Source organism: Demequina salsinemoris, from assembly GCF_000974805.1.
Taxonomy (GTDB): domain Bacteria; phylum Actinomycetota; class Actinomycetes; order Actinomycetales; family Demequinaceae; genus Demequina; species Demequina salsinemoris.
In genome coordinates this window covers 146,362-164,145 of sequence record NZ_BBQZ01000007.1, presented here as the reverse complement: position 1 = coordinate 164,145, position 17,784 = coordinate 146,362, and the positions used below count along the sequence as shown (strand labels likewise).

Sequence of the window (17,784 nt, the reverse complement as noted above, 5' to 3'; positions counted from 1 at the left end):
TGAGGGGCCCGCCTGTCGCGCACCTACCGTGTGCCGGGCCGTGACGGGCCTGTCCGGGGCGCTCCGCCCCACCCATCCGCAGCAATTCGGCGCAAGTCCCCGGAGGTTCACATGCCGAAGTACATGGATGTCCACAACATCGCTGGCGGGATCGATGCCGCCACCGTCGCCGCGATCCACGCCAAGGATCTGGAGCATCAGAAGGCTCACGGCGTCCAGTTCCTCAAGTACTGGCTCGATGAGGAGCAGGGCAAGGTCTTCTGCCTGTCCGAGGCACCCGACGCCTCCGCACCGAACGCGGTGCATCAGGAGGCCAACGGGATCATGGCCGACGAGGTCTACGAGGTCGGCGAGTTCAGCTGAGCCGTGAGCTCACCCCTGAGGGGGAGCATCGGCGCCCGGACCGGAATCCGGGCGCCGATGCCTCTCTCAGCGCTCTGCGTACACGCGGCGCACCGCGAGCAGGGCTGCACCTCCGAGAGCGAGGACGAGCGCCAGGACGATGCTGAAGGCGCCGTTCGCGCCGGTCGCCGCGAGCTCGTCGTCCGTCGAGACGGTCTCCTCGGACGCCGTGTCTGCGGCCGCGAGCTCCTCCGACCGTCCGGCCGACGCGTCCGCGGAATCGCTCGTCGCGAGCGCGTCGGAGTCGTCGGACTCGGCGGGCGTGGCGGCTTCCCCGTCGTCGGGTTGGTCGGCGTCCTCGACGGTGACAGGTGTCACGGGCGTCGCGGTCGCGGTCGCCGAGGCGACGCCGGTGCCATGGGCGTTGACGGCGCTGACGCGGAACTCGTACATCGTGTCGTTGGTCAGTCCGGTGACCGTCGCTGACGTCGCGGCGGAGACTCCGTCGTCGAATGCCGCCCACGCGTCACCGGCCGCGCGGAACTCGACAACGTAGTCGGTGACCGGGAGACCGCCGTCGTCCGCGGGAGCGTCCCACGTCAGCGCGACCGACGCATCGTCCGGCGTGGCGACGAGAGCGGTCGGCGCGGCGGGCGTCGTCGTGAACGTGACCACCGAGAGCGTGCCGTCGAAGAAGTTCGTGACATACGCGGTGGTGCCGTCGGGGGCGAAGGCGATCCTGTAGGGCCGGTCGCCGACGTCGAAGGTCCGTGTCACCATCGCCGTCGCGGTGTCGATGACGGAGACGCTGTCATCGGAGCCGTTGAGCACGTAGACGGCGGTGCCGTCGGGGGTGACTGCCAGGCCGTACGGCGAGGCCCCGACCGCGATGGTGTCGAGCACGCCGTACGTCGCGGCGTCGATCGCCGTCACGGTGTCGTCTGAGCTGTTGCTGACGTACAGCGTGGCCCCGTCAGGGGAGATCGCGATGTTGTACGGGTCGGCGCCGACCGGGATCCTCGCGAGCGTGTGCTGGGTGGCGGCCTCGAGCACGACGATGCGGGCTCCGCCAAGGTCGACCACGTACAGCGTCTCGCCGTCGGGGCTCGAGACGATGCCTGCGGGGTTGCCACCGATCGTCTCGGTGAAGAGCACCGTGTCCGTCGCGGTGTCGATCCCGGTCACGGTGCCTCCGTTGAAGGCGGTCACGTAGGCGATCGTGCCGTCAGGGCTGATCGTGACCCCGTAGGGGTAGGTGCCCACCGTGACGGTCGCGATGACGGCGCCTGCGGCGGTGTCGATGACCGACACGATTCCACCCAGGCCGTTGGTGACGTACGCCTTGGCGCCGTCGGGAGTGAGCGCGATGGCGCTGGGCCAGGTGCCGACGGTGATCGTGTGGGTCACGGTCCCTGTCGCCACGTCGACGACGGAGACCGTCTCCGGGTCGTGATTGACGACGTACGCGGTGGAGCCGTCGGGGCTGACCGCGACGCCCCACGGGCCGGCGCCCGCGTCGATCGTGCCGGTCTCGGCGTTCGGTCCGGCCGCGTCGACCGGGGTTGCGGTGACCGCGCTCGAGGCCGGGCTCGTGCCCGCCGCGCTCGTCGCCGTGACGGTGACGGCGTACTCGACGCCGTTCTCGAGATCGCCGATCGTGCGGCCGCGCAGCTCGGGACCGGCCTGGGCCGTCGCGACGACCCCCGAGGAGTCGGAGACGGTGACGGTGTAGCCGGTGACGTCCTCGCCGTCGTCGTCGACGGGCTCGTCCCACGTGACGAACACCGAGGACTCGCCGGCGGTGGCGGTCACCGAGGTCGGGGCGGTGGGCGCGGCCGCCAGATTGATCACCTTGACCGCCGAGTCCCCCCAGACGGCGACGTACGCGGTCTCTCCGTTCGGATTGACCGCGATGTCGAACGGATAGCGCCCGACCGCGACGGTCTCCGTGACGGTGGCGGTGGCCGTATCGATGACGGAGACGGTGCCGTCGGACTGGTTCGCGGTGTAGAGGGTCGAACCGTCGGCGCTTGCCGCGATGTACAGCGGGTTGTCGCCCACGGGCACGCTGGCGATCGTCGTCTCCGCGGCGATGTCGATGACGTCCACCCGATCCAGGCTGGCCAACAAGACGTAGGCCTTCGTCCCATCGGGGCTCAGCGCGATGCCGTAGTTGTAGCGTTCCGTAGGGATCGTGGCCGTCACGGTGTGCGTCGCCGTGTCGATCACCGTCATCGTCGGGCTGTTCGCGTTCGACGTGTAGACCTTGCTGCCGTCGGGGCTGACGGCGAGGTCGACCGGGCCCGCGCCGGTCGCAACCGTCGCGGTCACGGAGTTCGTGGCGGTATCGATGACGCTGACGTTGTTCGTGGAGTAATTCGTGACGTAGGCCTTGCTTCCGTCGGGGGTGACCGCGATGCCGTAGGGCGTGGTTCCGACTGCGACGGTGGCGATCACCGTGGCGGACGAGGTGTCGATGACGGACACGGTGCCGTTGGTGCAGTTCGTGACATACGCGCGCGTGCCGTCGGGGGTGACGGCGATGGCATAGGGCGCGGTTCCGACCGCGACGGTCGCGATGATCGTCTCGGTGGCGGTGTCGACCACTCGCACCCTGTTGGCGCCCAAGTCGGTGACGTAGGCGATGCTGCCGTCGGGGCTGAAGGCGACGCCCGTCGGCTTGGCGATGCCGCTGATCGTGCCCGCGACAGCCACGGCGCTCGCGGGAGGCGACACGACGGCCGCCGTCACGAGCATCAACGCCGCGACGAGCGCGGCCGTGAACCATCGGCGCAGCAGCGATGATGCGGGCGAGCTGGCTGGGGACTCCCCCCAGGCGCGCGACAGGGACAGGGGCCTCAGCGTGGGGGACATGTCGCTGAGGATAGGGAGGATCGCCTCCGCGCGCAATCACCTGGGTGATATGTCCACCAAGGCACGGAGTGCCTGGTAGACGGCGTCCTTCACGCCACCGCGGGCGCTCGCGACACGGTCTCCTCGTAGGCCTTCTTGCGGCGCAGGTAGCTCCAGCCGCTGAGCATGAGGACGATGCCGAGCGCGCCGGACCACGCGGTGACGGTGAAGCCTCCGTGGGCGCCGTAGCTGTCGATCGCGATGCCCGTGACCCAGGCGCCGAGCGCGACTCCCGCGTCGAGGCCGACGCGGGTCCACGCCATGCCCTCGGTGACGCGGGTGCGGGGCACGAGCGCGTGGACCACGCCGTCGCCGACGGCCATGGTCGGCGCGATCGCGAGGCCCGTGAGGAACATGAGCGCGCCGAGCCACACGAGGTTCCCCGCGAGGTGGAACGTGATCGCGCCGATGCCCGAGGCGGTCACGCCCCACAGCAGGCGCGACGCGAGGGTGCGGCTCCACACGCGCGAGCCGTACAGCAGCCCGCCCACGAGCGAGCCGAGCGCGAACACCGCGAGCACGGGCCCGGACCATGACTTGAGCCCGAGCTCCTCCGCGAACGCGACCGTCGCCGCGTCGGCGGACGCGAACAGCGCGCCCTGCGTCGCGAACACGAAGGACGTGAGGACCAGCGCGGGCGTCGTGACGAGCAGGTGGCCGCGCAGCGGGCGGCGGTAGCGCTGCACCTTGCGCGGCGGCTCCTGGTAGCCCACGCGCGGCAGGGAGCCGTCGATCATCGGCACGACAGTCGTCAGCGGCGACGTGCCGCCGTCGACGCGCTTGGCGGGCGGCTCGGTGTCGCGCAGCGACAGGAAGACGTAGCCGCCGACCAGCAGGGTCGCGGCGGCCACCACGGACGGAAGCCATGACGCGACCTGGGTCGCGAGGATCGTCGCGAGCGCGGGGCCCGCGATGAACAGCGTCTCCTCCATCGAGCTCTCGAGCGAGAACGCGGAGTTCAGGGCGTGCTTGTCGGGGACGATGTGGGTCCACCTGGCGCGTGTCAGGGTTCCCTGGGAGCCGGCGCCGGCGAAGAACGGCACGATGATCAGCAGCGCCCAGGTGGGGGCGTGCATGAGCGCGGCGGCGACGAACGCGAGGCGCGCGAGCACCGCGACCGCGAACCCGAACCGCAGCACGCGCGACTGCCCGTACTCGTCGACGAGGCGGCTGATCTGCGGGTTGATCACGGCGGCGCCCAGCGCGAACACTCCCACGACGAGGCCCGCGGTCGCGTAGGAGCCGTACTCGATCTGCACCAGCAGGAAGGTCGCGAGCGACGTCATGCCCATCTGGATGCGGGAGATCAGGCCCCACCAGAAGAACGCGGACGCGCCAGGAAGCGCAAGGATGTCGCGATAGCGCGAGAACATGTCCACCCCGCTTGTGTGAAGGAGACGACGCGCTGCATCGCACGTCTGCCGCACCACCTGCGCGACGCGACCGGCGCATCGTCCCGCGGCCGCGGGACTCAGGCCTCGCGGGACGATGCCATATCGTCTCACACGGCGAGCGGCCCCCGGTTCACGGGCCGGGCGGCGAAGGGACGATGCGGGGGCGCCTTCTCAGCGCGTGGTCACCGCGCGTCGGCTCGCGCCGGCAGCCAGCGCGACGGCGGCCCGATCTTCGCGGCGTAGCGCATCATGAGGCTTCCCGAGAAGGCCAGGATCAGCACGTACGCGGCGGCGAGCGGTCCGAGCTGAGGCTGCACTCCTGCGCCGATGCCGAGGCCCGCGATGACGATCGAGAACTCGCCGCGGGGCACGAGCGAGACGCCCGCGCGCCACTGGCCCTTGGGCCCGATCCCGGCGCGCTTGGCGGCCCACATCCCTGTGGCGATCTTGGTGGCGGCCGTGACGACCGCGAGAGCGAGCGCTGGAAGCAGGACGGGGATCAGGTCGCGCGGGTCGATCGTGACGCCGAAGAACACGAAGAAGATGCCGCCGAACACGTCGCGCAGGGGAGGCATGAGGTCGCGCACGTCGTCGGCGACCTGGCCCGAGAGCGTGAGCCCCAGGAGGAACGCCCCGACCGCGGCGGAGACCTGCGCGGCCTCGGCGAGGCCCGCGACCAGGAACGTGAGGCCGAGGACCGACAGCAGCAGCAGCTCGCGCGAGCGGGAGTGCACCGCGGCGGACACGTGGCGGGAGAACTTGAAGGACACGAACACCGCGGCGGCGACCAGCGCGATCGCGACGCCCGCGGCCACGGCCCCCTGCGCGACCGACGCGCCCACCAGCAGCACCGCCATGATCGGCAGGAACACCGCCATGACGATGTCCTCCATCACGAGGATGCTGAGGATGACGGGGGTCTCGCGGTTGGTGTAGCGCTCGAAGTCGCCCAGGAGGCGCGCGATGATCCCGGACGACGAGATGTAGGTGACGCCCGCGAGCAGCAGCGACGCCGTCACGGACCAGCCCATGAGGAGGCCGAGCGCGAAGCCGGGCAGGCCGTTGGCGAGCCCGTCGACGAGCCCCGCGAGCCACGTGGTCCTGAGCCCGTGCCGCAGGTCCTCGGGCGAGTACTCGAGCCCGAGCAGGAGGAGCAGCAGCACCACGCCGATCTGCGCGCCGACGGCCAGGAACTCCTCGCCCGCGTCGAGCGGGATCAGCCCTCCCTCGCCGAGCATGAGGCCCGCGAGCAGGTACAGCGGGATCGACGGGATCCCCATGCGCGCCGCGAGCCGTCCCAGGATCGCGAGCACGAGCAGGACGATGCCCAGCTCGACGAGGATGTCGCTCGTCCCCTCCGGACCGGCGGCGGCAAGCCTCAGCGCGCTCACGCTGCCGGTGGGGAGCATCGTCCTATCCGATCAGGATCTGCCGCGCCTGGCCCACGGCGTGCTCGCTGCCCATCACCAGGACGGTGTCGCCGGCGCGCAGCTCGAAGCTCGGGCCGGGGCCGGGGACGCCGACCTCGTCGCGGATGACCGCCACGATGGACGCGGCCGTCGTGGTGCGGATGCGGCCGTCGCCGATGGTCCGGTTCGTGAGGCCCCCATGCGCGGGCATCGTGATCCACTCGATCGCGAGGCCCTCGACCGTGTGACGCAGCGACTCGAGCCGGGCGGTGATGTTCGTGCCGCCGAGCAGCTCGGCGAGCGCGGACGCGTCGCCCTCGGACAGCTCGAGCGTGCCGGTGCAGTCGTCCGGGTCCTCGCGGTCGTAGATGCCGATGTCGCGCTTGCCGTCGCGCCTGACCACGATGCCGACGCGGTCGCCGCTCTCCGCCGTGAACTCGTAGCGGACGCCGACCCCGGGAAGGGGCGTCTCGAAGATGTCCATGCCCCTACCTTGGCACGATGCGGCGTGCGTGCGCCGTCAGTCGCGGCTCGGGTCGCCGAGCATCCCCATCTCCTCGAGGCGCGTCCAGCCGAGCCGCGCGATCGGCGCAGCACTCGAGCCGACGTACCCGAGGGCGCGGGCCACGGCGGCGGCCCTGATCTGCGCCCGCAGGTCCGGGCCGTCCTGGCCGTAGCCCTCGAGGAGTCCGTCGAGCCCGGCCGGCTCGAACAGCAGCGCCGCCGCGCCCAGATCGCTCAGGGGATCGCCGACGGACAGCTCGCGCCAGTGCACGAGGCCCAGGAAGCGCCCGCCTCGCGCCATCACCACGCGCGGATCGAGCGCGCCGGTGATCCAGCCGTGCTCGAGCACCGCGGGGGCGTCGAGCGCCGCCTCCCAGGTTGCGCTCACCGCATCCGTGCGCACCCGCGCGCCCTCGGGCGAGGAGGCGGGAGCCGCATCGTCCAGGCGGTCGTGCGCTCGCGCGAGCCGCGAGGCGAGGCTGTCGGCGAACGAGCCGTGCAGCGGCGCGTCGGGCCCGACCGGGCCCGCATGGACCTGGGCCAGCGCGCGACCGATCGCCGGAGCCGCATCCACGTGCAGAGGGGAGCGGCTCGCGGTGGAGGCGTCGATCCATCGCGAGATCTCGAAGCGGTGCGGGTAGCCGAGCGCGGGCTCGCACACCAGGGAGGGCACGCGCGCATGGAAGTCCCAGCCTGGCGCCGCGTGCGCGAGGTATCGCATCGCGACGGGGTCCCAGGACGGGGTGCGTCGCGCGTGCGGAAGCTCCACGACCATCTCGTCCCCGAGCCTGATGGCGAAGTGCTCCTCGGCATCCGTGTACCGGTGCCCGAGCGGAAGGTGGGCGTACTCCGGGGCGCTCTCCTTGAGCAGCGCATGCACGAACTCGTCCGGAAGGATCGTGCCCGCGCTGACCCGCGGGAAGCGGGTCGAGAGCGAGTCCATGCGAAGAATCATGCCAGCAGCGTGTCCCCCAGGAATCCGTCCTCGGCGCAGCCCGGCAGGATCGCGAAGACCGCCGAGCCCACGGGCGTGGTCCACACGTTGAGCAGGTCCGCCTCGGCCAGGCGCTCCTGGATCGGCACGAACTGCGCGTCCACGTCCGCCTGGAGGCTGCCGAACAGCAGCCCGACCTCGGCGTCGTCCCCGCCCCTGGCGGGCTCGTCGTAGTTGTAGGCCAGACGGACGATGCGCCGGCTGGGATCGTCGGGCCTCGCCCGCCGGATGTGGGCGACGTCGGAGATGATCGGGAAGCCGCGCTCGTTCACGGCCTCGAAGTCGGGCTCGTCGTGCTCGGCCGTCCCGGTGAGGGGCGCGCCCGTGTCGAGCGTGCGGCCCATCGCGTTCTCGCGGCCCACGCGGTCGGCCTCGTCCCACGTGGCCATGTCCATGCGGATGCGGCGCAGCACCAGGGAGGTGCCGCCGGCGAGCCAGCCGTCCTCGATCCACACGCGGGCCGCGAACTCGTCGGCCGCGGTCGGCGGGTTCGTGGTGCCGTCGACCTGGCCGAAGAGGTTGCGCATCGTCGTGCCCGACGCGTGGCTGCCGTACGCCTGGCGGAAGCCCGTCTGCCGCCAGCGCTCGGTCGCGAGGCTCGTCGCGTCCTTGACGATCATGCGGGTCGCATGGCTCACCGTCGTGGGGTCGTCCGCGTGGATCATCACGAGCAGGTCGCCGTCGGACCAGCGGTCCTCGAGCGCGTCGATCGAGAAGGCGGGCAGCGGCCCGAGCCAGGACGGGACCTGGCTCTCGTCCGCCAGCAGGGCGGCGGCGCGGCCCCAGCCCACGGTGATCGTGAGGCCCGCCGGGGCGCTCGCGAGCTCGGGCTCGGTGTCGGCCAGGGCGCCGTCGCCCGCCATGAGGCGGCGCGCATCGTCCGTCCACAGCCGCATGAGGCGGCGTAGGTCGTCCCTCGTCGACCCCTCTACCAGGTCGAACGTCACGAACGTGCCGTGCGCGCCCGGGCTCGACGTGACGCCCGCCTGGTGCGCGCCGTGGAACGACGCGGTGCGCGCGCCGTTCAACCCGGTCGTGTCGGTCGTCGCCTCGGGCTCGGCCGCGCGCGCGACCGTCGCCCCGCCCGCCGCGCCGACGACGACTCCGGCCGCCGCCGCGGATCCCGTGAGGAATCCGCGGCGGCTCGGACCGGACGCGGTGGCGCTCGTGCGCCGGATCACTCGCCGTCCATGGACATCGACGCGCTCGGCGACATCTCCATGTCCGAGTCGTCGGAGCTCATGTCCATGCCGTCCATGTCGGCGCTGTACTCCTCCTGGGCGCCGCTGAACTCCTTCACGACGGCCGTGAACGGCAACTCGGTGCCGTCCGACAGCTCGAGCGTGATGTCCACGTCGGCGCCCGCCTCGAGGGGGTCGGCGACGCCCATGAGCATGAGGTGGTCGCCGCCGGGCTCGAGCGTGAGGGCCGCGCCGGGCTCGATCGTGAAGCCGCCGTCGACCTCCTGCATCGTCGTGCTCCCGGACTCGTCGGCGACGGTCTCGTGCAGCTGGACCATCGAGGAGGCGTCGGTCGTGGCGCCGACGATCGTGACGGCCTCGTCCGAGGTGTTCTCGATCAGAGCGAACGCGCCGGTCATGCCGTCGTCGACGGCCTTGACCCAGGCATCGGTGATGGTGAGGGGCTCCGAGGTCTCCGCCTCGGCGTCGGTCGAGCACGCGGTCAGCGCGAACGCCGAGCCGATCAGGGCCGCGGCGGCGACGAGGCGGGTGGTGGAGGGGAAGCGGGTGGGGGACGTGAACATGGTTCTCTCTTCATGGGGCGCCCGTGCGGGGGTCGCCTGGGTCGCGCGTGGGCGCGCAGGGACGACGGGCTGGTTCCTGGGGTTCGCTCGCGGCGGCACGGTGTGCGGCGCGCGTGCGGAGTCCGCGCTCGGCGTCGGGCCGTGCGCGGGCGTTGTCAGAGAGAGAAGGCCGGGGGTCCGCGCAGGAGCGCGGGCTGGGAGACGACGGCGCGGCGTGCGGCGACGGGGCGTCGCACGGCCGGGACGATGCGGGTCGCGGGGGCCGGGAGCGGCGCCGGCGCGGTCAGCGCCTCGCGCCAGCGGCGGGCGAGGTGCGTGGCGAGGCCGCGCAGCGCGGCCCACAGTCGGTCGGCGCGGTGGATCGCCGCGATGGTCGCGACCGCCGCCATGAGGTGGGCGATCGTCATGCCGGTGCCGGAGTGACCCGCGTGGCTCGCGTGCACCGCGAGCGACCCGGGCTCGACGTGGTGAGCCGACGTGTCCCCCGAGAGCGTCGCCGATGCCGTGCCCCACGCGAACAGGAGGTGGAAGATCCCCTGGCTCGCGATCACCGCCGCGGTGAGGCGCGGGAGCGTGAGCCGCGTGCCGACCAGGTGGAAGCAGACGACGAACGCGAGCGCGAAAGGCATCGCGACGCCGACGAGGGTCGGGGTGTGTGCGCCGGCGAGGACGTGGGATCCGAGCGCGGCGAACGTCGTCACCGCCGCGCCCGCGAGGGCGCGTGTGAGTCGACGTCGAGCGGACACGCGCATGCGGGGATTCTCGCACGAGAAGTAGTTGACGTATTTACGAAATTGACTCGTTTCCTAATCTATGGTGAGGTGAGCCTTACCCGAACGAGCCCGGATCGCATCGTCCGTGCCGCATCGTCCCTGCTCCCGGAAGGACCCATGGAGACCACGATCACGACCGTCGTCACCGGCGTGGAGCAGGTGAGCCCCGGCTTCGTGCGCGTGCGCGTCACGGCCCCCGACACGTGGGTCACGACAGGCGCCGCGGACGAGTTCATCCACGTCGAGGTCGGCGCGGAGAACATGGACGCGGGCGACGGCCACAGCTCCCGGCACTACAGCGTGAGCAAGGTGCTGTCCGACGGGTTCGAGATGGAGATCGCGCTGCACGGGCACGGCCCCGGCGCGCTGTGGGGACAGCAGGTCCGCCCCGGCGACGCGGTCGACGTCTCCGAGCCCAAGGCGTACTACGCGCCCCCGTCGGCCGCGCATCGTCGAGTGCTCGTCGGGGACGCGACCGCGCTGCCCGCGATCGCGCGCATCCTCGCGGAGGCGAACCCCGACGAGCGCTTCTCCGTCGTGATCGAGCTCGCGTCCCTCGTGGACAAGCGTGAGCTCCCGTCCGCGGCGGAGGTCAGCGTCGAGTGGCGGCTCGGTGGCAACGGCTACGCGCCGTCCGTGCTGTGCTCGGAGCTGAGGTCCCTGCTCCCGGGCCTGCGCGACGCGGACTGCGAGCCCTACGTGTGGGTCGCGTGCGAGGCCGCCGAGTCGCGGCGCATCCGCCAGAGCCTGCGCAAGGAGGCCGGGCTGCCGATGGCCTCGATGCGCCTCGTCGGCTACTGGCACGGCGACCACGACCGCATCATGAGCGTGTGGAACAGCCTCAGCGACGAGCAGCTCGCCTACGCGCAGTCGATCTGGCGCGAGGACCGCACCGACGAGGAGAACTGGGTCGAGTACGAGCCGTTCCTGAGGTCGCTCGGCGTCTGACCCGCATCGGGCCTATGCCGGGCGCGCGTAGCCCAGGTCGATCAGCGCCGACCAGCCCGCGCCCGGATGGATCGCCTTCTCGTGGCACGCGAGCGTGAGCGAGTAGCCGACGGCCTCCGCCTCCACGCGCAGCGCCGTCACCTGATCGAGCGCGCCGCCCGCGCTCGCGGCCGCGCCCTCGGCCTCCGCATACGCCTCGAGCAGCGGCCGGAACGCCGCTCGTCCCACGAGCGACAGCGCCTGCCCCAGGTCCGTCGCGGGATCGGCTACCCCGAGGTCGCCCCAGTCGAGCAGCGCCTCGAGCCGGCCCTCGCGGGTCAGCACGTTGCCGCCGTGAAGGTCCAGATGTGCCCAGGTCTCCATCTCGCGTCCCGCGTTGGCACCGGCCTCGAAGGCCTCGCGCGCCTCCTCCTCGAGCAGCGTGACGGGGGCGTCCGCGATCGCGAGCACCGTGTTGATCCTGGCGTCGAAGACCTCGGCCCGGTCCGCGAGCGTCGCCGAGCGGAAGGAGTTGCGGGGCGCGTCCTCGGGGGCGGGGCGGTGCACCTGGGCGAGCGCCGTGCCGAGGTCCGCGACGCCGTCGCGCGACAGCGGCGCGTCGAAGCAGCGGTCGCCCTCGAAGTACGGGACGACCGACCAGCGCCACGGATAGTCCTCGCCGGGCACGCCGAGGCGCACCGGCGCGGGAACGCGGAAGCCCCAGCGGGGCGCGAGCTCGGTCAGCCAGCGGTGCTCGCGGTCGGCGAGGTCGGCGCCCAGCTGACGTCGGGGGAGGCGGACCGCGAGATCGTCGCCCAGCCGCACCGTGACGTTGTCCCAGCCCTCGTGGTGTTCGCCGAGCGGAAGCGCCGCGAGCTCAGGGTGCTGCGCCGCGAGCAGGCGTGACACCAGTGCATCGTCGATCCGGACCTCGGCGTCCGGGGCAAGGCCCGTGGGCATGCGACCACCCTAACGGGTGGCGGCACTCCATGCCTGATCATCGCCGGTGAGGGTCCATGCGAGCACCGAGGGCCACGGGCCGTGGCCGTCCTCGTGGTTGAGATGGCCGTCGCCGTCCAGCTCGAACCCGGGGACCTTCCACAGGGACGATGCGTCGGCGACCGAGGTCTCGCGGTACGGGTCGCGCTCGCGGGCCACAAGGCGGGTGTCGGTGACGGCGCCGAGGTCGGCGTCGGTCGCGAAGGGGAAGCCCGGCAGCACCTCGGCCAGGCGGCCGGGCGACGGCGGCGCGATCAGCGCGACGCGGTGAGGGCGGAGCCGCTCGGGCAGCTCGGGCGCGAGGCGCGCCCACAGCACGCACGACAGGGAGTGCGTGAGCAGGACCCGCTCGCCGCCACCCGCGAGCATCTCGAGCTCGGCGAGCGCGACCTCACGCCACGCCTCGAACGACGGTGCGTCGGGGTCGGGCAGCTGCGGATGCTGCACGGGCACGCGGTCGCGGCGAAGCCGCTCGGCGAGCCACCACTGCCAGTGCTCGCGCGGACGGTGGTTGCCCAGGCCGTGCAGCAGCAGGACGCGCATGTCGGTCATCTCGGTCCCCTCCCGTGCGCCGGTCAGCCGGTGACGACCGACGCGATCCGTGCGAGACCCTCGCGCAGCACCGCCGGGGGCGCCGCGAAGTTGAGGCGCGCGTGGCCGACGCCGCCGCCCCCGAACGACGTGCCGGGGTTGAGCGCGACGCGTCCCTCCTTGAGCAGCGCGGTCGCGGGCTCATCGCCGAGGTCGCGGCCGCCGGCGGCCGCGGTGCCGCGGAAGTCGAGCCACGCGAGGAACGTCGCGGGGTTCGGGGAGGCCGTCACGCCGGGGAGGCTGGTCGCGACGAGGTCGAGCATCGTGTCGCGATTGGCCTCGAGCCCCGCGAGCAGGCCAGCGAGCCACGCGTCGCCCTCGCGGTAGGCGACCGAGGCCGCGACGGTGCCGAGGTAGGTCGGGTGGCCGTGCGCGCCCTTGCGGAACTGGGCGAGCCATGAGCGGCGCTCCTCGCCGACGATCGTCTGAGCGGCCGGCATCGCGGCGAGGTTGAACGCCTTGGAGGCCGACTGGATGGCGATGCCTCGCGGGTCCACCGACGCGTACGGGACGAACTCGGCGCCCGTGTAGACGAGCGGCGCGTGGATCTCGTCGGAGACGACCGTCACGTCGTAGCGGTGGGCGAGGGCAGCGACAGCCTCGAGCTCCGCGCGCGTGTGGACGGTGCCGCCCGGGTTGTGCGGGTTGCACAGCAGGAATCCCGCGGCGCGGCGCTGCGTGGAGCCCTCCCGAGGCGCGGTGGCCGCCTCGAACGCCGCCTCGAGGGCGGCCAGGTCCAGGCGGAGATCCTCGGTGAGGGGCGCCTCGGTCACGACGCGACCGGCCTGACGCAGGTACGTCGTGAAGGGCGGGTAGACCGGCGCCGTGATGATGACCTCGTCGCCGGGCTCCGTGTCCTCCACGAACGCGTCGACATAGGCGGGGATGACCGCCGGCGCCGGCGCGACGAGCCGCGGATCGATCTCCCAGCCCCAGCGTCGTCCCGCGAACGCGATGAACTCGTCGACCATCGGCCATGAGCCGGGATAGCCCGTGTCGCCGATCGCGATCGCGCGCTCGAGCGCCTCGCGGATCGGGGGTGCGAGCGGCACGTCCATCTCGGCGACGAACATCGGGATGACGTCCGCGTCGTAGTGCGCCCACTTGAAGGAGCGGCGCTCGCGGAGCTGGTCGAGGGTGAGCTGGTCGAGGGGGTTCACGTCCGCCAGCCTACGTCCGGCACGTGGTGCCGGTGCACGGTCTCAGGATCCGCGCCGGTCCGCGCTCAGGACCCGGGGCGCGGCTCGTCGTCGGGGGTGTCGCTGTAGGCCCACGCGCGCCAGCAGCACGTCTCCTCGCGGAGCGTGAGGCGCTCGCGGATCGGATGCTCGCCCGCCGGGATCGGCGGCGCGACGAGCGTCGAGTGGGGGCACACGGCGGTTCCTTTCGCGCAGCATCGTCTGTCGCGTCGCGGGGGGCCGCGCCGGGGTGCGCCACAGTGCTCGATGCTGGTCCATCAAGGCTCCCGGGGGAGGGAGCTGAGGCTCATCGTAGGGAACGTGGCACTTGGTGTCTAGGAAGACTCGCGCCCGTTCCCTCCCCCTGCGCTCCGCACGGATTCACGCGCGCCACGCCAGCGTGTCGCGGCTCGTGTCGGCGCGTCGCCGGGGTGTCGGATCCAGATCCGTGCGGAGTGCATGGCGGAGGAACGATGCGGTCGCCGGGTGGGCGGCGGGTGTGGTCGCCGGGAGGGACGATGCGGTCGTCGGCCGCCTAGTAGATCTCGCCGCTCGAGCCCGAGCTCAGCGAACCCGTCGTCTCGCTGAAGTCGTCCGAGGCGACGCACATGAGGGTGTCGTCAGCGGAGGCGTTGTCGTCGTCCGAGGCGGCGAACAGCCACTGGTTCGTCGTCGCGCTTCCGTCCGCGTCCAGGTACGGGTCGAAAGCCGCATCGCACGCCGCGCCGAAGGCGGCCCACGTCTCGTCGCTCGTGACGTCGCCGTCCACGATGAGGTCGGACAGCGGCGCCGTGGAGTAGATCTCGCCCACGTGCGACTCGGAGCAGTCGACGACGTCGAGGTCGTAGCCCGAGGTCGACGATGGCGCGAGGCATGTGTCGGCCGCGGGGGTGCCGTTCACGTAGACGACGAAGTAGTAGGTCGCCTCGCTGAGGCCGAACACGCCGTCGCCGGGCTGCGCGAGGTCGCTGTACGGGTCCGCGGTCGCGGACTGGGAGGGCTCGGGAGTCGAGTCATCCCAGGTGAAGTCGTCGTCGAAGGTGGACGCGCTCTGGGTGCCGGTGACGAACCAGACCATTCCGATGCCGATCCAGACCAGGACGACCGCCATGCCGATCCAGCCGAGGATCGTGCCGGCGAGCGCGATCCCGCGGTTGTTCGCCTCGCCCCGCTTGACCGCGCGCAGGCCGAGGTGGCCGAAGATCACGGCGATGAACGGGAGGCTGATGAGGCTCGTCACGAGGCTCGTGATGCCCATCCAGTTCTTGTCGCTGCGCGGCGCGCCCGGCATCCCCGGCGCGGCGTACGGCTGTCCGTAGGGCTGCGCGAACGGGTCGGAGGGCTGGAGAGACGATGCGGAGGGCGGCGGCGGGATCGAGCCCGGCGTCGCCTGGGTCGGGAACTGCTCGGTCGGTGCCGCGAAGGGGTCGGCGTACGTGCCGCTCGAAGCGCCCTCGCTGCCCAGGGGCGGCGCGACCCAGGGGTCGTCGGGGTTCCTGCGCTCGTCGTCAGCCACGTGATGCTCCTTCCGCGCCAGGCGGCACCTGGTGCGCGCTCGACTCTACTGGTCCGGCCCGCCGGAACCCAGCGGCGCGGAGCTCCCGCCCGCCGCGGGCCTCCCGCCCGTCGCGGACCTAGCGCTCGACCCCGTCGACGCCGTCGGCCGCATCGTCCACGGCGACCACCGCATCGTCCTGGTCCTCCTCGGCCATCCGTCCCGACTTCCACAGCGACGCGACCGTGGTGACGGCGAGCACGGCGACGATGACGATCAGCGACACGTTGGTCGACACCGTCGGGACGCCCTCCCACGTGCCGTGGGCCCAGTGCAGCACGAGCTTCACGCCGATGAAGGCGAGGATCACGGACAGGCCGTAGCCGAGGTAGACGAGCTTGGACAGCGCGTTCTCGAGCACGAAGTACAGCGCGCGCAGGCCCAGCAGCGCGAACGCGTTGGTCGCGAACACGAGGTACGGGTCGCCCGTGATGCCGTAGACGGCGGGCACCGAGTCGACGGCGAACAGGAGGTCGGTCGCCATGATCGCCGCCATCACGAGGGCGAGCGGGGTGAGCAGCCGTCGTCCGCTCTCCTTCACCGAGACCTTGGTGCCGCGGTAGTCGTCGGTGACGGGCCAGATCCTGCGGATGACCTTGACGATGCCGATCTCACCGGGCTCGATGTGCTCGTCCTCCTCGGAGCGCGCGTCGCGGAGGACCTTGACCGCGGTGACCAGAAGGATCGCGCCGAACAGCAGGAACGCCCAGTCGAACGTCGCGATGAGGCCCGCGCCGAGCGCGATGAAGATCCCTCGCAGCACGATCGCGCCCACGACGCCGACGAGCAGCACTCGCTGCTGAAGCGCGCGCGGCACCGCGAACGCGCTGAGGATCAGGATGAAGACGAAGAGGTTGTCGACCGACAGGCTCTTCTCCACGATGTAGCCCGTGTAGTAGTGCGTCGCGATCTCGGAGCCGTGCGCCTGCCACACCCACACGCCGAACAGCAGCGGCAACGCGATGTAGAACGCGCTCCAGCCGAGCGCCTCCTTGAACGACACCTCGTGGGGGCGGCGCGTGAGCAGGAAGTCGAAGGCGATGAGCGCGATGACGACGCCGAACGTGATGGCCCACAGGCCGGGCGTCGCGATGGTCTCGAGCCCGGTGGTGGGCTCGGACCCGAGCGGGACGATGCCGGTGGCGGCGAGCGGGGACAGGGTCACGGCAGACATGGGTCTCCTCAGGACGATGCGTTCCTGAGGTCTCCTTCACCGCTGGCGCGGCGTCCGCCCGGGAGATCCACGGAGATCTCGTACTGACCGGGTCGGAGCTTGGGAAGTACTCCCCTCGAGGGTCAGATCTTACGGGACGTTGCGAGGGTGCGGAAAGCCTCGGCGACGCGCTCGGGGGATCCGGGGGCGAACGGCATGAACAGGCTCGGCTCGGTCAGCTCGAGCTCGAGCAGCATCGGGCCGTCGTCGCTGGGCAGCAGGTCGACGCGCGCGTAGGCGAGGTCGGCGGCCTCGGGGAGCACGCGTGCCGAGGCCTCGAGCACGGCGAGCGCGACCGCTCGCTCCTGGTCCGTCGCGGTCGCGGGCGACAGGTCCTCGTCGGCGTAGAGGCCCGCGGAGAAGGACATCTGCTGCGACAGGATCGCGCCCTTCGTGGCGGCGTGGGAGAACTCGCCGTTCAGATGGATGAGCGACCTCTCGCCCTCGTCGTCCACGCGGTCCAGGTACGGCTGGATCAGCGCGGTGCGGCCGGTCGAGTGGAGGAAGGCGATGTGCTCGTGCGCGCTCTCGGGGTCGTGGTCGATCAGCTTCGCACCGTTCGATCCATTGCCGACGGTCGGCTTGACGACGACCTTGCCGGCCACTGCCGCATCGTCCGCATGATCGCCGGGCGCCACGAAGACGCTCGGGACCACGGGCACGCCCTGGTCGGCGAGCTGGCCCAGGTAGCGCTTGTCGGTGTTCCACCGGATCACCGGGACGGGGTTCGCGAGCCGGGTGACCGAGGCGACGCGCTCGGCCCACGCGAGGAACTCCTCGAGCCTGTCGATGTAGTTCCACGTGGAACGAAGGACGACGAGGTCGAAGGCGGCCCAGTCGTGATCGTCCTCCCACGCGAGCAGCTCGGACTCGGGAAGCGCGGCGAGCAGCAGGGCGTCCTCGGCGTCGATCTCTGCGAGGTCGCGGGTGGTGGCGAGGGCGATGCGCGTCATGGCGGCAACCTAGCGGTTCGCGAGAGGGCTGGCGTGCGCGTGCGGCGGCAACCTGGCCGCAGACAAAATTCTGGCGCCGGATCTCAGGGGAGGGAGCGAGATCTCAGCGCCAGAAAGGGGGTGCGGCCCGGACAGTCAAGTCCCCGGATGACTGTCCGAGCCACGATCTATATCGGGCGACTTCTTCAGTCGCCGTCACGTCTGATGTAGACACTACGAGTCAGTTGGATAGCGCGCTCGGGACCTTGGTCCCCGAAGTCGGACCGACTGAGGA

General features: G+C 71.7%; 17 protein-coding genes. 2 read left to right on the top strand and 15 right to left on the bottom strand.

The annotated features are described in order from the left end of the window. The first annotated feature begins 111 nt into the window (after positions 1 to 111). The gene (locus AOP78_RS13200; protein WP_062205649.1) at positions 112 to 363 is read left to right on the top strand and encodes a DUF4242 domain-containing protein; all 252 of its coding nucleotides are present in this window, start codon (positions 112 to 114) and stop codon (positions 361 to 363) included. A 66-nt stretch (positions 364 to 429) separates the two neighbouring features. Here AOP78_RS13200 and AOP78_RS13195 read toward each other — a convergent pair whose 3' ends face one another. From AOP78_RS13195 to AOP78_RS13155, 8 genes are all read right to left on the bottom strand, one after another. Then, a complete protein-coding gene (locus tag AOP78_RS13195; RefSeq protein ID WP_152659557.1) occupies positions 430 to 3,216 on the bottom strand; it encodes a YVTN family beta-propeller repeat protein in 2,787 nt (928 codons plus the stop codon). Between the two features lie 89 nt (positions 3,217 to 3,305). After that, positions 3,306 to 4,628, bottom strand: coding sequence for an MFS transporter (locus AOP78_RS13185; protein ID WP_062205642.1), 1,323 nt, complete (start codon positions 4,626 to 4,628; stop codon positions 3,306 to 3,308). 203 nt (positions 4,629 to 4,831) lie between these two features. Then, the gene (locus tag AOP78_RS13180; protein ID WP_062205639.1) at positions 4,832 to 6,058 is read right to left on the bottom strand and encodes a cation:proton antiporter; all 1,227 of its coding nucleotides are present in this window, start codon (positions 6,056 to 6,058) and stop codon (positions 4,832 to 4,834) included. Between the two features lie 4 nt (positions 6,059 to 6,062). Further along, the gene (locus AOP78_RS13175; RefSeq protein ID WP_062205636.1) at positions 6,063 to 6,542 is read right to left on the bottom strand and encodes a cation:proton antiporter regulatory subunit; all 480 of its coding nucleotides are present in this window, start codon (positions 6,540 to 6,542) and stop codon (positions 6,063 to 6,065) included. A gap of 36 nt (positions 6,543 to 6,578) precedes the next feature. Further along, positions 6,579 to 7,517 carry a phosphotransferase gene (locus AOP78_RS13170; protein WP_152659555.1) on the bottom strand — a complete coding sequence of 313 codons (939 nt, stop codon included), beginning with the start codon at positions 7,515 to 7,517 and terminating at the stop codon, positions 6,579 to 6,581. Further along, positions 7,514 to 8,737: a Dyp-type peroxidase gene (locus AOP78_RS13165; protein ID WP_236685386.1), complete on the bottom strand. Its 1,224-nt coding sequence runs from the start codon at positions 8,735 to 8,737 to the stop codon at positions 7,514 to 7,516. Before AOP78_RS13165 ends, AOP78_RS13170 begins: the two co-directional genes overlap by 4 nt. Further along, complete coding sequence (locus AOP78_RS13160; RefSeq protein ID WP_083980158.1) at positions 8,734 to 9,321, bottom strand: copper chaperone PCu(A)C; 588 nt, start codon at positions 9,319 to 9,321, stop codon at positions 8,734 to 8,736. Before AOP78_RS13160 ends, AOP78_RS13165 begins: the two co-directional genes overlap by 4 nt. 155 nt (positions 9,322 to 9,476) lie before the next feature. Beyond that, positions 9,477 to 10,073, bottom strand: a complete 597-nt coding sequence (locus tag AOP78_RS13155; protein WP_062205630.1) for a hypothetical protein — start codon at positions 10,071 to 10,073, stop codon at positions 9,477 to 9,479. 138 nt (positions 10,074 to 10,211) lie between these two features. On the opposite strand from AOP78_RS13155, the gene AOP78_RS13150 reads away from it, so the two are divergent. Continuing rightward, a complete protein-coding gene (locus AOP78_RS13150; RefSeq protein WP_062205628.1) occupies positions 10,212 to 11,042 on the top strand; it encodes a siderophore-interacting protein in 831 nt (276 codons plus the stop codon). 12 nt (positions 11,043 to 11,054) lie between these two features. Here AOP78_RS13150 and AOP78_RS13145 read toward each other — a convergent pair whose 3' ends face one another. The 7 genes from AOP78_RS13145 to AOP78_RS13120 form a co-directional block, all read right to left on the bottom strand. Next, positions 11,055 to 11,981: a phosphotransferase gene (locus AOP78_RS13145; protein ID WP_062205625.1), complete on the bottom strand. Its 927-nt coding sequence runs from the start codon at positions 11,979 to 11,981 to the stop codon at positions 11,055 to 11,057. 9 nt (positions 11,982 to 11,990) lie between these two features. Next, complete coding sequence (locus AOP78_RS13140) at positions 11,991 to 12,572, bottom strand: RBBP9/YdeN family alpha/beta hydrolase (protein ID WP_062205622.1); 582 nt, start codon at positions 12,570 to 12,572, stop codon at positions 11,991 to 11,993. Between the two features lie 23 nt (positions 12,573 to 12,595). Next, positions 12,596 to 13,771, bottom strand: coding sequence for a MalY/PatB family protein (locus AOP78_RS13135; RefSeq protein ID WP_062205619.1), 1,176 nt, complete (start codon positions 13,769 to 13,771; stop codon positions 12,596 to 12,598). A 65-nt stretch (positions 13,772 to 13,836) separates the two neighbouring features. Next, complete coding sequence (locus AOP78_RS15290) at positions 13,837 to 13,986, bottom strand: hypothetical protein (RefSeq protein WP_160297644.1); 150 nt, start codon at positions 13,984 to 13,986, stop codon at positions 13,837 to 13,839. A gap of 338 nt (positions 13,987 to 14,324) precedes the next feature. Continuing rightward, positions 14,325 to 15,305, bottom strand: coding sequence for a DUF4190 domain-containing protein (locus AOP78_RS13130; protein ID WP_062205616.1), 981 nt, complete (start codon positions 15,303 to 15,305; stop codon positions 14,325 to 14,327). A gap of 118 nt (positions 15,306 to 15,423) precedes the next feature. Beyond that, positions 15,424 to 16,518, bottom strand: coding sequence for a TerC family protein (locus tag AOP78_RS13125; RefSeq protein WP_083980156.1), 1,095 nt, complete (start codon positions 16,516 to 16,518; stop codon positions 15,424 to 15,426). Positions 16,519 to 16,640: 122 nt separating this feature from the next. Next, entirely contained in the window at positions 16,641 to 17,510 is an 870-nt protein-coding gene (locus tag AOP78_RS13120; RefSeq protein ID WP_062205613.1) for an ATP-grasp domain-containing protein, read from the bottom strand. Positions 17,511 to 17,784 lie beyond the last annotated feature (274 nt).

Bases quoted from the DNA above. Each gene is read 5' to 3' on its own strand.
- AOP78_RS13145 (WP_062205625.1), bottom strand. From the start codon at position 11,981: ATGCCCACGGGCCTTGCCCCGGACGCCGAGGTCCGGATCGACGATGCA.
- AOP78_RS13195 (WP_152659557.1), bottom strand. From the start codon at position 3,216: ATGTCCCCCACGCTGAGGCCCCTGTCCCTGTCGCGCGCCTGGGGGGAG.
- AOP78_RS13155 (WP_062205630.1), bottom strand. From the start codon at position 10,073: ATGCGCGTGTCCGCTCGACGTCGACTCACACGCGCCCTCGCGGGCGCG.
- AOP78_RS13185 (WP_062205642.1), bottom strand. From the start codon at position 4,628: ATGTTCTCGCGCTATCGCGACATCCTTGCGCTTCCTGGCGCGTCCGCG.
- AOP78_RS13150 (WP_062205628.1), top strand. From the start codon at position 10,212: ATGGAGACCACGATCACGACCGTCGTCACCGGCGTGGAGCAGGTGAGC.
- AOP78_RS13160 (WP_083980158.1), bottom strand. From the start codon at position 9,321: ATGTTCACGTCCCCCACCCGCTTCCCCTCCACCACCCGCCTCGTCGCC.
- AOP78_RS13125 (WP_083980156.1), bottom strand. From the start codon at position 16,518: ATGTCTGCCGTGACCCTGTCCCCGCTCGCCGCCACCGGCATCGTCCCG.
- AOP78_RS13175 (WP_062205636.1), bottom strand. From the start codon at position 6,542: ATGGACATCTTCGAGACGCCCCTTCCCGGGGTCGGCGTCCGCTACGAG.
- AOP78_RS13140 (WP_062205622.1), bottom strand. From the start codon at position 12,572: ATGACCGACATGCGCGTCCTGCTGCTGCACGGCCTGGGCAACCACCGT.
- AOP78_RS13120 (WP_062205613.1), bottom strand. From the start codon at position 17,510: ATGACGCGCATCGCCCTCGCCACCACCCGCGACCTCGCAGAGATCGAC.
- AOP78_RS13200 (WP_062205649.1), top strand. From the start codon at position 112: ATGCCGAAGTACATGGATGTCCACAACATCGCTGGCGGGATCGATGCC.
- AOP78_RS13180 (WP_062205639.1), bottom strand. From the start codon at position 6,058: ATGCTCCCCACCGGCAGCGTGAGCGCGCTGAGGCTTGCCGCCGCCGGT.
- AOP78_RS13170 (WP_152659555.1), bottom strand. From the start codon at position 7,517: ATGATTCTTCGCATGGACTCGCTCTCGACCCGCTTCCCGCGGGTCAGC.